The sequence below is a fragment of the Methylobacterium sp. 174MFSha1.1 genome, from assembly GCF_900116815.1.
Lineage (GTDB): Bacteria > Pseudomonadota > Alphaproteobacteria > Rhizobiales > Beijerinckiaceae > Methylobacterium.
Genome location: NZ_FPCB01000036.1, coordinates 47,143 through 59,988, shown reverse-complemented (window position 1 = coordinate 59,988; position 12,846 = coordinate 47,143). Strand labels below are relative to the sequence as shown.

8 protein-coding genes are annotated in these 12,846 nt (G+C 70.8%); 2 read left to right on the top strand and 6 right to left on the bottom strand.

Annotation, left to right across the window (positions count from 1 at the left end):
- Nucleotides 1-164: 164 nt before the first annotated feature.
- Nucleotides 165-3,356: an efflux RND transporter permease subunit gene (locus BM430_RS26635; RefSeq protein WP_093570256.1), complete on the top strand. Its 3,192-nt coding sequence runs from the start codon at nt 165-167 to the stop codon at nt 3,354-3,356.
- A 323-nt stretch (nt 3,357-3,679) separates the two neighbouring features.
- Here BM430_RS26635 and BM430_RS26630 read toward each other — a convergent pair whose 3' ends face one another.
- The 5 genes from BM430_RS26630 to lptB all read right to left on the bottom strand — a co-directional run bounded on the left by BM430_RS26630 (nt 3,680) and on the right by lptB (nt 8,249).
- On the bottom strand, nt 3,680-3,997 hold the full coding sequence (locus BM430_RS26630; RefSeq protein ID WP_093570255.1) for a hypothetical protein: 318 nt from the start codon (nt 3,995-3,997) through the stop codon (nt 3,680-3,682).
- A gap of 2 nt (nt 3,998-3,999) precedes the next feature.
- On the bottom strand, nt 4,000-4,464 hold the full coding sequence (ptsN, locus tag BM430_RS26625) for a PTS IIA-like nitrogen regulatory protein PtsN (protein WP_048451812.1): 465 nt from the start codon (nt 4,462-4,464) through the stop codon (nt 4,000-4,002).
- A gap of 91 nt (nt 4,465-4,555) precedes the next feature.
- Nucleotides 4,556-5,173: a ribosome hibernation-promoting factor, HPF/YfiA family gene (gene raiA, locus BM430_RS26620; RefSeq protein ID WP_093570254.1), complete on the bottom strand. Its 618-nt coding sequence runs from the start codon at nt 5,171-5,173 to the stop codon at nt 4,556-4,558.
- Nucleotides 5,174-5,316: 143 nt separating this feature from the next.
- Complete coding sequence (gene rpoN / locus BM430_RS26615; RefSeq protein ID WP_093570253.1) at nt 5,317-6,885, bottom strand: RNA polymerase factor sigma-54; 1,569 nt, start codon at nt 6,883-6,885, stop codon at nt 5,317-5,319.
- Nucleotides 6,886-7,418: 533 nt separating this feature from the next.
- Entirely contained in the window at nt 7,419-8,249 is an 831-nt protein-coding gene (gene lptB / locus BM430_RS26610; RefSeq protein WP_093570252.1) for an LPS export ABC transporter ATP-binding protein, read from the bottom strand.
- Between the two features lie 264 nt (nt 8,250-8,513).
- Between lptB and BM430_RS26605 the strand changes: the two genes are divergently transcribed.
- The gene (locus tag BM430_RS26605; protein WP_093570251.1) at nt 8,514-9,758 is read left to right on the top strand and encodes an amidase; all 1,245 of its coding nucleotides are present in this window, start codon (nt 8,514-8,516) and stop codon (nt 9,756-9,758) included.
- A gap of 280 nt (nt 9,759-10,038) precedes the next feature.
- On the opposite strand, the gene BM430_RS26600 is transcribed toward BM430_RS26605, so the two are convergent.
- On the bottom strand, nt 10,039-12,756 hold the full coding sequence (locus BM430_RS26600) for a bifunctional diguanylate cyclase/phosphodiesterase (protein WP_244539674.1): 2,718 nt from the start codon (nt 12,754-12,756) through the stop codon (nt 10,039-10,041).
- Nucleotides 12,757-12,846 lie beyond the last annotated feature (90 nt).

Genomic DNA, 12,846 nt, shown 5'->3' with positions numbered 1-12,846 from the left:
TGATCCTGAACCGTCGCCACCCTCACCCCTACCCCTCTCCCACACCTTGCAGCGATACCGGGCAAGCCCGGCATCGCCTGGAGAGGGGATCCCGCGACTCGCCTTGATCCGCATCGCAGGCAGCAATCGATGCCTACGACTTCCTCGCGCCCCCGGAGGGCGGCATGAACCTCTCCAAGTTCTTCATCGACCGCCCGATCTTCGCGGGCGTGCTCTCGGTTCTCATCTTCATCGGCGGTCTCTTGTCGCTGTTCGCGATGCCGATCTCCGAGTACCCGGACGTGGTGCCGCCCTCGGTCGTCGTCAGGGCGACCTTCCCGGGCGCCAATCCCAAGGTCATCGCCGAGACCGTGGCGACGCCGATCGAGGAGCAGATCAACGGCGTCGAGGGCATGCTCTACATGTCGAGCCAGGCGACGACGGACGGCATCATGACGCTGACCGTCACGTTCCGCCTCGGCACCGATCCCGACAAGGCGCAGCAGCTGGTACAGAACCGCGTCTCGCAGGCCGAGCCGCGGCTGCCGGCGATCGTGCGCCAGCTCGGCATCGTCACGGTGAAGTCCTCGCCCGACCTGACGATGGTGGTCCACCTCGTCTCGCCGAACGGCCGGTACGACATGACGTACCTGCGCAACTACGCGGTCCTGAACATCAAGGACCGGCTCGCCCGCCTCGACGGCGTCGGCCAGGTGCAGCTCTTCGGCTCGGGCGATTACGCGATGCGGATCTGGCTCGATCCTCAGAAGGTCGCCGAGCACGGCCTGTCGGCCGGCGACGTGGTCCGCGAGATCCAGGCCCAGAACGTGGAAGCCGCGGCCGGCGTCATCGGCGCCTCGCCGGCGATCCCCGGCCTCGACCTCCAGCTCTCGCTCAACGCCGAGGGGCGGCTGACCAGCGAGGAGCAGTTCGGCGACATCGTGGTCAAGACCGGCGAGAACGGCGAGATCACGCGCCTGCGCGACATCGCCCGGATCGAGCTCGGCGCCTCGGACTACGCGCTGCGCTCGCTCCTCGACAACAAGTCGGCGGTGGCGATCCCGATCTCGCAATCGCCCGGCTCGAACGCGATCCAGATCTCCGACGAGGTCCGCCGGACCATGGCGGAGATCAAGAAGACGATGCCGGAGGGGATCGACTACCAGATCGTCTACGACCCGACGCAGTTCGTGCGCGCCTCGATCGAGGCGGTGATCCACACCCTGCTCGAGGCGGTGGCCCTCGTCGTCCTGGTGGTGATCCTCTTCCTCCAGACCTGGCGGGCCTCGATCATCCCGCTCCTCGCCGTGCCGGTCTCGATCGTCGGCACCTTCGCGGTGATGCACGCCTTCGGCTTCTCGATCAACGCGCTCAGCCTGTTCGGCCTCGTGCTCGCCATCGGCATCGTCGTCGACGACGCGATCGTGGTGGTGGAGAACGTCGAGCGCAACATCGAGGCCGGCCTGTCGCCGCGCGACGCCAGCTACCAGGCGATGCGCGAGGTCTCGGGGCCGATCATCGCCATCGCGCTGGTGCTGGTGGCGGTGTTCGTGCCGCTCGCCTTCATCAGCGGCCTCACCGGCCAGTTCTACAAGCAGTTCGCGCTGACCATCGCGATCTCGACCGTGATCTCGGCGATCAACTCGCTGACCCTGTCCCCCGCCCTCTCGGCCCTGCTGCTGAAGGACCACCACGCGCCGAAGGACCGGCTGACGAGGGTTCTTGACACCCTGCTCGGCTGGTTCTTCCGCCGCTTCAACCGCGCCTTCGGCTGGGCCTCGGACGGCTACGGACGCGGCGTCGGCGGCGTCATCTCGCGCAAAGGGGCGATGATGGTGATCTACCTCGTCCTCGTCGGCGTGACCGTAGGGCTGTTCCAAAAAATTCCCGGCGGCTTCGTGCCGGGCCAGGACAAGCAGTACCTCGTCGGCTTCGCGCAGCTCCCCGACGGCGCGACCCTCGACCGGACCGAGGAGGTGATCCGCAAGATGAGCGAGATCGCCCTGAAAGAACCCGGCGTCGAGAGCGCGGTGGCCTTTCCCGGTCTGTCGATCAACGGCTTCACCAACTCGTCGAATTCGGGGATCGTGTTCTCGACCCTCAAGCCCTTCGAGGAGCGAAAGGATCCGGGCTTGAGCGGCGCCGCCATCGCGATGTCCCTCAACAAGAAGTACGCCGCCATCCCGGAAGCCTTCATCGCGATGTTCCCGCCGCCGCCGGTCAACGGCCTCGGCACGATCGGCGGGTTCAAGCTCCAGATCGAGGACCGGGCCGGCCTCGGCTACGAGGCGCTGAACGAGGCGACGAAGGCCTTCCTCGCCAAGGCCGCCCAGGCGCCCGAGCTCGCCGGCCTGTTCTCCAGCTTCCAGATGAACGTGCCGCAGCTCTTCGCCGACATCGACCGGACCAAGGCGCGCCAGCTCAAGATCCCGGTCACTGACGTGTTCGACACGCTGCAGATCTATCTCGGATCGCTGTACGTGAACGACTTCAACCGCTTCGGCCGCACCTACTCGGTCCGGGTCCAGGCCGACGCGCCGTTCCGCGCCCATTCCGACGATGTCGGCCAGCTCAAGGTGCGGGCGGGCTCGGGCGAGATGGTGCCGCTCTCGACGCTCCTGCGCGTGCGCCAGACCGCCGGGCCCGAGCGGGCGATGCGCTACAACGGCTTCCTCTCCGCCGACATCAATGCCGGTGCGGCGCCGGGCTTCTCGTCCGGCCAGGCGCAGGAGGCTGCCGCCCGCATCGCCGCCGAGACCCTGCCGCGGGGCTTCGCCTTCGAGTGGACCGACCTCACCTACCAGGAGTTCATCGCCGGCAATTCGGGCGTGTGGGTGTTTCCGCTGGCGCTGCTCCTCGTCTTCCTGGTGCTGGCGGCACAGTACGAGAGCCTCGCCTTGCCGCTGGCGATCCTCTTGATCGTGCCGATGGGCCTGCTCGCGGCGATGACCGGGGTCTGGCTGTCCTCGGGCGACAATAACGTCTTCACGCAGATCGGCCTCATCGTGCTGGTCGGGTTGTCGGCGAAGAACGCGATCCTGATCGTCGAATTCGCCCGCGAGCTGGAATTTTCCGGCCGGACGCCGGTCCAGGCGGCGATCGAGGCGAGCCGCCTGCGGCTGCGCCCGATCCTGATGACCTCGATGGCCTTCATCATGGGCGTCCTGCCCCTCGTCACCGCGACGGGCGCCGGCTCGGAGATGCGCCGCGCCATGGGCGTGGCGGTCTTTTCCGGCATGATCGGCGTGACCGCCTTCGGGCTGTTCCTGACCCCGGTCTTCTACGTGCTGCTGCGGCGGCTCACCGGCAACCGGCCGCTGAAGCAGCATGGCGGGCACGAGGGAGTGGCCGAGGAGCGCGTGGTCGAGGTGGCGTGAGGGGGGATGCGCTGGTGGCGCCGATCCTTCGGGATGAGGAACAGCGCCGCCACGTGAGAAACCGTCCGGTTTGCTCCTGCGGAACTGGCACCCTCCATGTCATTCCGGGGCCGCGCAGCGGAGCCCGGAATCCAGAGCCGCGGATAGTCCAGGATAGGGCGGGAAGCTCTCCGCTTCATCCTGAACGACCTGAGCGTCTGGATTCCGGGCTCCGCTGCGCGCGGCCCCGGAATGACGGGGAGGGTGTGAAAAATGTCGGGGACCGCCTGTCGTCAGGCTCCGAGGCAGAGCCTTGGATCCGCAAGAAGGGCCCGCGGAAACGCCTACCGCCCCTTGCAGCGGCTCCGCAGCAGCTCCGAAAACTCCTTCTCGGAGCCCTGCACCTGGGCCAGGCGCTCGCTGCGCTCTCCCCCTGAGAGACACCGCCCGTAGACGGTGGCGGCGCGGCGCATCGTGTCGACGTGCTGGCGCCAGCCGCGGCAGCGGTCGGCCTCGCTGTCGCCGACGGTCTCCAGGCGCTCGATCGCCATCTTCTGCGAGGATTGCGCCACCAGAAGGTCGCGGGCGCAGGTGCCGTCGGTGGCGTGAGCGCCGCCGGCCGCGACGACGAGGAGCGCCGTCGCGCAGAGAGCAAGTCGCATCGTCACGCCGCCTGGGCGGGGGATTGGGTCAGGAGGGCGTAGAGCGCGTCGGCGTCGCGGGCGGCGCGGATGCGGTCGATGATGCCGGGCTCGCGCAGCACGCGGGCGACCCGGGCGAGTGCCTTGAGGTGATCGGCGCCAGCGCCCTCGGGGGCGAGCAGCAGGAAGGCGATGTCGACCGGCTGGCCGTCCAGGGCCTCGAAATCGACCGGGCGCTCGAGGCGCGCCATCAGGCCGAACAGCGTGTCGAGCCCCGGCAGCTTGCCGTGCGGGATCGCCACGCCCTCGCCGATCCCGGTCGAGCCGAGGCGTTCGCGCTGGAGCAGCGTCTCGAAGATCTCGCGCTCGTCCAGGCCCGGCAGGTGGCGGGCCGCCTGGGCGGCCAGCTCCTGCAGAACCTGCTTCTTCCCCTGCGCGCGCAGCGCCGGGAGGACCGCCTCCGGCTTCAGGAATTCCAGCAATGGCATCGAGACCGCTGCCTCATCGGCGGGGAGCGCGACAGGCGCCCCGCACTTGTTCCAGGACCGGAGGCCTTCCGCGACAGGGGGTTAGCCCTGCTCACGGAGTGCCGCGTTCCGGCGGATCGATCCACCCGATCGCGCCGTCGCCCCGACGATATACGACGTTGACCCGCTCGGTTCCAGCGTGAACGAAGACGAGAACGGGGACACCGGTGAGATCGAGCTCCACCACCGCCTCGCTCACCGTGCGCCGGTGCAGGGTGCGGGTACTCTCGGCGATGATCGGCGGGTGCTCGCCGGTATCCTCCTCGGGCGATTCCATCACCGAGTAGGCCGCCTCCATCACGGCGGTGTCGTCGCTCCGCAGGGCCCCGTTCCCGAGGGCACCGTCCACCACCGCGCCCTTGGCGTGGCCGTTCGGGTGGGCCTTGAGACGGTGCTTGTAGCGGCGCAGGCGCTTCTCGATCCGCTCGGCGGTCTGGTCGAAGCTCGCATTCGCGTCGTGGGCGGCGCCCGACGCCTCGAGGGTGATGCCCGAGGGCAGGTGCAGCACGCAGTCGGTGCGATAGGCGCTGCCGTCCCGGCCGACCGTCACGTGACCGTGATAGGCACCGTCGAAGTACTTGGCGAGGGCCGCGGAAATCCGCTCCTCCACCCGGGTTCTCAGGGCTTCCCCGAGATCCACGCCACGACCCGACACGCGCAACGCTGCCATCAGCTCCCTCCGGTCTCGTCGTTCGTCGGCCCTTGCTCCGGGGACGTCTCCGGCGCCAGGGCCAGCCCTCAAGAGCTAAGAACGCCGGGACGCGAAGTCAACGAAGCCGGCTCAGTTGCGGAAGGAGGGCGTGGCCGCGACGTTCAGCGCGCCGGCATCGCCGCGCGCTCGCGCCGGCGCTCGATCGAGGACGGGATGCGCAGGGATTCCCGGTACTTCGCCACGGTGCGGCGGGCGATGTCGACGCCCTCGCCGCGCAGGCGCTGCACCAGGGCGTCGTCCGACAGGACGTCGTCGGCGGTCTCGCCGTCGATGAGCTGCTTGATGCGGTGGCGCACGGCCTCCGACGAATGGGCCGCCGCGCCCGCCGCCCCGGGGATCGCGGCGGTGAAGAAGTACTTCATCTCGAAGGTGCCGCGGCTGGTGCCGATCGACTTGTTCGAGGTCACCCGCGAGACGGTGGATTCGTGCATGCCGATGGCGTCGGCGACGGTCTTCAGGTTGAGCGGCCGCAGATGGGCGACGCCGTTGACGAAGAATCCGTCCTGCTGGCGCACGATCTCGCTCGCCACCTTCAGGATGGTGCGGGCGCGCTGCTCGAGGCTGCGGGTGAGCCAGTTGGCGGTCTGGAGGCATTCCGACAGGAAGGCCTTGTCGGTGTCGGTCGCCGCCCCGCGCGAGACGGTGGCGTAGTAGCTCTGGTTGACCAGAACTCGCGGCAGCGCCTCGCTGTTGAGCTCGACGAGCCAGGAGCCGTCGGGGGCCGGGCGCACGAACACGTCCGGCACCAGCACCTCGACCGGGCCGGCGCCGAAGGCGCGGCCGGGCTTGGGATCGAGGCGGCGCAGCTCCGCCAGCATGTCGGCGAGGTCCTCGTCGTCGACGCCGCACAGGCGGCGCAACCCCGAGAAATCGCGCTTGGCGACGAGGTCGAGGCGGGAGACCAGCGCCTGCATCGCCGGATCGAACCGGTCCTGCTCGCGCAGCTGGATCGCCAGGCACTCGGCGAGGTCGCGGGCGCCGACGCCGGAGGGATCGAAGCCCTGGACGAGGCCCAGCACCCGCTCGACGACGGCCAAGGCGACGCCGAGGCGCTCGGCGAGGGCGGGGAGGTCCTCGCGCAGGTAGCCGGCCTCATCGATGGCATCGACCAGGAAGCCGCCGACCAGGCGCTCGACGGGATCGCGGGTGGCGATGTCGAGCTGGGCCGCGAGGTGGTCGTGCAACGAGGATTCGGCGGTGAGCGTCGCCTCGAAATCCGGCGCCTCGCCGTCGAAGCTGCCGCCGCTGCCGCTCCAGGGCGCCGGGGTGAGCGACAGCCCCTCCCCGCCCGCCGCCGGCGCCTCGCGGCCGACCGGGCCGTCATCGGGAAATACGTTGTCGAGGCGGGTGCCGAGGTCGCTCTCGATCTCGCTGCGGCTCGGATTGAGGTCGTGGGCGAGCCACGGCTCGGCCGCCGAGTCTCCGTCGTATCCTGCGCCGTCGAACCCGTCGCCGTCGCCCCCCGAATCGGAGGCCTCGCCGCGGGACTCGCCCGGCTCCGGCGCCTCGGTCTCGGCCCGCTCCAGGAGCGGGTTGCGCTCCAGCTCGGCATCGACGTAGGTCGCGAGGTCGAGGTGGGACAGTTGCAGAAGCTTGATCGCCTGCAGGAGTTGCGGCGTCATCACCAGGGCCTGGCCCTGGCGCATCTCGAGCCGTTGCAGCAATCCCATCAGCCAGCCCCGCCATGCGACGCCCCGGGTCTCGCCGGGGTCGGCACAAGTCTTGCTTCAGACATCTGACAGCAGCTTTAAACCGAAGCGTGGCACGCGTCAAAGCGATCGTGAGGGCTCGGCTGGTTGCGCGCGAGGGTGGGGCAGGATCGCAACGGGTGCCAGTGGAAAAACGACTCACCGGCACCGGGACGCAGAGGAAGAGACGCCTACGGAGGCGATCACCGAACGGCAGGCTGCACTACGAACCCAGCGGGGTTTCGTTGCGGCCCTCGGACTTGCCTCGCACCCGGCGGAAGACCAGCGGACATCGTCCTATCTCGACGTCATCCCGGGGCTCGCCGGAGGCGAGAACCCGGGATCCATAATCGCTGAGGGTGCAGGACAAGGCGGAGCGCGATCCGCTTCATTCTCCAACGTCAGCGGTTATGGATCCCGGGTTCCGCTGCGCGGCCCCGGGATGACCAAGTGGATGTCATACACGCCGAGAGAGGCGCGACGGGCAGACCGCACTCCCGCACGCGCTCCCCGCCCTACAGCCGGAAATCCTCACCCAGGTACAGCCGCCGCACGTCCTCGTTCGCCACGATCTCGTCGGGCGTGCCCTCGGTGAGGATACGGCCGGAATGGACGATGTAGGCCCGGTCGATCAGGCCGAGCGTCTCGCGCACGTTGTGGTCGGTGATGAGCACGCCGATGCCGCGGCCCTTGAGGTGCATCACCAGTTCCTGGATGTCGCCGACCGCGATCGGGTCGATGCCCGCGAAGGGCTCGTCGAGCAGCATGAAGGAGGGCGAGGAGGCGAGCGCCCGGGCGATCTCGCAGCGCCGCCGCTCGCCGCCCGAGAGCGCGATCGAGGGCGACTTGCGCAGGCGGGTGATGTTGAACTCCTCGAGGAGCGCATCGAGCTTGCGCTCGCGGGTCTTGCGGTCGGGCTCGACCACTTCGAGCACCGCCCGGATGTTGTCCTCGACGTTGAGGCCGCGGAAGATCGAGGCCTCCTGCGGCAGGTAGCCGATGCCGAGCCGCGCCCGCTGGTACATCGGCAGCCGGGTGATCTCCTGGCCGTCGAGGCTGATCGTGCCGCGATCGGCCGAGACGAGGCCGGTGATCATGTAGAAGATCGTCGTCTTACCGGCGCCGTTGGGGCCGAGCAGGCCCACCGCCTCGCCGTTGCGCACGGTCAGGCCGGCATCGTGCACGACGGTGCGGGCGCCGTAGCTCTTCTTGAGCCCGGCCACCGCCAGGATGCCGGGCCCGCCGAACCCGTCGGCGGCGCCGTCCTGCTCCATCGCCAGGGCGTCGGCCCGGCGCCCGCGGCCGAACAGGCGCCCGAGGCGCGAGACGGCCCGGGGGGCGGGCATGGCAGGCGTCTGGGTTGCGTGCGCTTGCAGGGGCAGGGCGGAGGGAAAGGTCACGGGCTCACTCGCGAAGGATGCCGGGTCCCCGGCGCCCCGCCGCGTCGGCCTGATCCGCCCCAGGCGGCCGTGCGGCGGGTGAACGGCGCCGGTTTAGCCGAAGCCGGGCCCCGGCCGCAACGCGCGCGAGATCCACTTCGTGTTCTGGAACACACAGCCACAATGCGCTTACAAAGTCGTTCATCCGACTCCTCCCGCCCGGACGGCCCGATGCTCTCGCTCCTCGACCTCTGCGCCCGAATCGATGCCGGCCGTCTGACGCCCGAGGGGGCGGTCGGCCTCGTGCGCGAGGCGATCGCGTCCCGCGAGCCGGAGGTCGGCGCCCTGGTTTGCGTCGATCCCGCCCCTGCCATCCCGGCCGCGGGCCCGCTCGCCGGCATCGCGGTCGGGATCAAGGACATCATCGACACCGCCGACCTGCCGACCCGGATGGGCTCGGCGATCTACGACGGCTGGCGCCCGCGCGCCGACGCGCCGGTGGTGGCGCGGCTGAAGACCCTCGGCGCGGTGCCGCTGGCCAAGACCACCACCACGCCCTTCGCCTTCCTCGACCCCACCGCGACCCGCAACCCGCACAATCCCGGGCACACACCCGGCGGCTCCTCGGCGGGATCGGCCGCCGCGGTGGCGGCCGGGATGCTGCCGCTGGCGCTCGGCACCCAGACCGGCGGCTCGATCATCCGCCCGGCGGCGTTCTGCGGCGTCGTCGGGGTCAAGCCGTCGTTCCGGCTGCTGCCGACGGTGGGGGTGAAGTGCTATTCCTGGGCCCTCGACACGCTCGGCCTGTTCGCAGGCAGCGTCGCCGACGCGGCCTGCGCGCTCGCGCTGCTCGCCGACCGGCCGGCCATCGCGCGCACCGGCGACGCCGGCACGCCCCGGATCGGGATCCTGCGCCAGGACTTCTGCGCCGCCCCCGAGCCGGAGGCGGAGGCGGCGCTGGCCCGGGCGGCGCGCGCGGTCGAGGGGGCCGGCGCGACGGTCCGCGACCTCGCCCTGCCGGCGCCGTTCGGCGAGGCGTACGCTGCCCACGGGACGATCCAGGACTACGAGGCGCGCCAGGCGCTCGCCTGGGAATACGCCGCCCACCGCGACGCGCTGCCGCCGCGCCTGCGCGCTGCCCTCGACGCGGCGCAAGCCATCGAGACCCCCGCCTACGACGCCGCCCGCCGCACCGCCCACCACGCCCGCCGCGGCCTGAAGGACGTTTTTTCCGAGAACGGCTTCGACGTGCTCCTGACCTACGCGGCTCCGGGCCCCGCACCGGCTGGCCTCGACCAGACGGGCGATTCGCGCTTCAACCGGCTCTGGACCCTGATGGGGGTGCCCTGCGTCACCCTGCCGGTCGACCGGACCTCCGCCGGCCTGCCGGTCGGGGTGCAGGTGATCGCCCGGTTCGGCGACGACGGACGGGCGCTCGCGGCGGCGGGGCTGATCGAGCGGGCGTTGCGGGCATAAGGCCCACGCCGCCGAAGTCGACCTGGCTGCGGACCTCGTTTCTTCGCCCGCGATCCCACCTCACAGGGTCATTCCGGGGCTCGACGAAGTCGAGAACCCGGGATCCATAACCGCCGACGGTGCAAGACCCGGCTCGATACGTCCCGTTTCATCCTCCACCGTCGGCGGTTACGGATCCCGGGTTCCGCTTTCGCGGCCCCGGGATGACATGCAGAGTATCAATTCTGGGGGATCCGATCCAAAGACTCCGAGATCACGAGAACGTCACGCGCAGCGCAAGTCACGCCGCCGCCGACACCCCTCCGCCGGCCGCTGCGGCCCCCGGCAGCGCGCCCACCGGGCAGGGCCGGCCGAACAGGTAGCCCTGCAATTCGTCGCAGCCCGCCTCGCGCAGGATCGCCGCCTGCGCCTCGGTCTCGACGCCCTCGGCCAGTACGATCATGCCGAGCGCCTTGCCGAGGCCGACCGTGGCGCGCACGATCTCGATGCTGCCGGTCTCCTCGCCCGCCTCCTGCCCGAGGCCCTGCACGAAGCAGCGGTCGATCTTGATCTTGTCGAAGGGGAAGCGGCGCAGGTAGCTCAAGGACGAATAGCCGGTGCCGAAATCGTCCATCGCCGTGCCGATCCCGAGCGCCCGCAGGCGGTGCAGGATGGCGAGCGTGGCCTCGTCGTCCTGCAGCAGCACCGATTCGGTGATCTCGAGCTCGAGCCGCCCGGGCGGCAGGCCGGCGGCCTTGAGCGCGCCGGTCACCTCCTCGACGAGGCCGTCGCCGACGAACTGCGCCGGGGAGAGGTTCACCGCGACCTTGACCTCCGCCGGCCAGGACACGGCGTCGGCACAGGCCCGGGCGAGGGCCCAGGCGCCGAGCCGGCGGATCTGCCCGGTCGCCTCGGCGATCGGGATGAACTCGCCCGGGCTGACGAACCCCTCGCGCGGGTGGCGCCAGCGCAGGAGCGCCTCGCGGGCGCGCAGGGCCGACCCGTCGGCGGCGACGATCGGCTGGTAGTGGAGGTCGAGCTGCCCTTCGGCGAGGGCGACGCGCAGGTCCATGCCGAGCTGGCGGCGGCGCTGCAGGTCGGCATCCATCGCCGGGTCGAAGAAGCGCCAGCCGTTCCGCCCCGAGGATTTCGCCTGATAGAGGGCGACGTCGGCCCGGCGCAGGAGCTCGGCGGTGGTGAGGCCGGACTCGTCCGTCATCGCGAGGCCGATCGAGGTGCCGATGCCGACCTCGTGGCCCTGGACCTCGAAGGGCCGGCGCAGCAGCTGCACGATCCGCTCGGCGAGCGCCGCCACGCCGGCCGGATGCGAGGGCGCGCAGCGGATCACCGCGAACTCGTCGCCGCCCAGGCGCCCGACCAGCGCCGTGGCGCCGACCGCCTCCTGGAGCCGCTGCGCCACGAGGCGCAGGAGTTCGTCGCCGACCGGGTGGCCGTGGGTGTCGTTGACCTCCTTGAAGCCATCGAGGTCGAGACAGAGCACGCTCACCGCTTCGTCAGCACCGCGCTCCGCCAGGACCGCGTCGAGGCGCTCCTGAAGCTGCGTGCGGTTCGGCAGCCCGGTCAGCGCGTCGTGGCCGGCCATATGGGCGATGCGCGCCTCGTTGCGGCGGCGCTCGGTCACGTCCTCGTGGGTGCAGACCCAGCCGCCGCCGGGGATCGGCACGTGCACGACCGCGATGGCGCGCCCATCGGCGAGGTCGCAGGTGAAGCTCGCCGGCGTCCCGCCGGCGGCGATGCGGGTGCAGGCCTCCACCAGGGGCATTGCCAGCCGCCCGGCCGCGCCGAGATGGCCGATCAGCGCGGAGAGCGGCACGCCCGGCCGGCGCAGGGCCGCCGGCACGGCGTGCATCTGGGCGTAGCGCGCGTTCATCACGATCAGCCGGTCGTCGCGGTCGAACAGGCACAGGCCCTGGGTCATGTGGTCGAGGGCGATGCCGAACTGGGCGTGCTGGGTGCTGAGCTCCCGATCGGCCCGCGCCCGCATCTCGGCGGCGGCGCGGGCGGCCTCGGCCTGCACCAGCTGCGCCTGCGCCCGCGCCTGGCGGAAGGCGAGGAGCACCAGCCCGCCGAGGCCGAGATCGAGCAGCAAAGCGGCAGCGCCGACGAGCGAGGCCTGCCGGCGCCACCCGGCGAGGCTCGCCTCCGCCGTGCGGCTGACGCTCAGGAGCATCGGGTAGCGCATCAGCGTCCGGCTGGCGATGATGCGGTCGTGCCCGTCGATCGGGCTGGTGGTGCGGATCACGCCGCTGGCCATCTTCTTGAGCGCGACGTTGGACGCGCCGACCTTCGTGAAGATCTGCCCGACGCTGCCGTCGTGCCGGGGATGGCGCACCAGGAGCGTCCCGTCGTCGCGGAACACAGCGATCACGTCGTTCGGCGTCGGGGCGATCGTCCCGTAGAGCCGCTCGAAATAGCCGAGCTCGACCGCGCCGAGCACCAGGCCGAGGAAGGTCCCGTCCGGGGCGCGGACCTTGCGGGCGATGTAGATCGTCCACACCCCGTCGCCGCGGTTCTGCACCGGCCGGCCAATGAAGCGGTCGAGGGCGGGATCGGCCGCCAGGGCCTTGAAGTAGTCCCGGTCGGCGATGTTGACCGTCGGGATCGGCCAGTAGCGGCTGAAGTTCAGGAGGTTGCCACGGCGGTCGATCACCGTGACGGCGTTGACCTGCGGCAGGGCGGTGATGCGGGTCTTGAGCGCCTCGTGCAGCGCCTCCCGGCCCGCGAAGGCGGCGTAGTCCTCCTCGCTCGTCACCTGAGCGGTCCGGGCCTCGGCGATCACCGTCTCCTGGACCAGCTCGATCGATTGCAGGGCCCGGTCGGCCTGGTCGGCGAGGATCGTGGAGAGGCCGACGAGGCTGCGCTCGGTCTCCGCGACCGCCTGCTCGTGCAGGTTGTGGACCAGCAGCCCCGCCGCGGCGGCGATCAGCGCCGCCAGCAGGCCGGCGGAGGCCGCCACCATCCGGAAGGAGCGGCGGCGCGGGGCCCCGGTGGGCCGCAAGATCGGAGTCGTCGGGTCCACAGCTCTCGTCTGGTCGAAGCGAACGCGCAGATGCGACGTGTATGCGCCAGGGGACTTAAGGAGCGATGA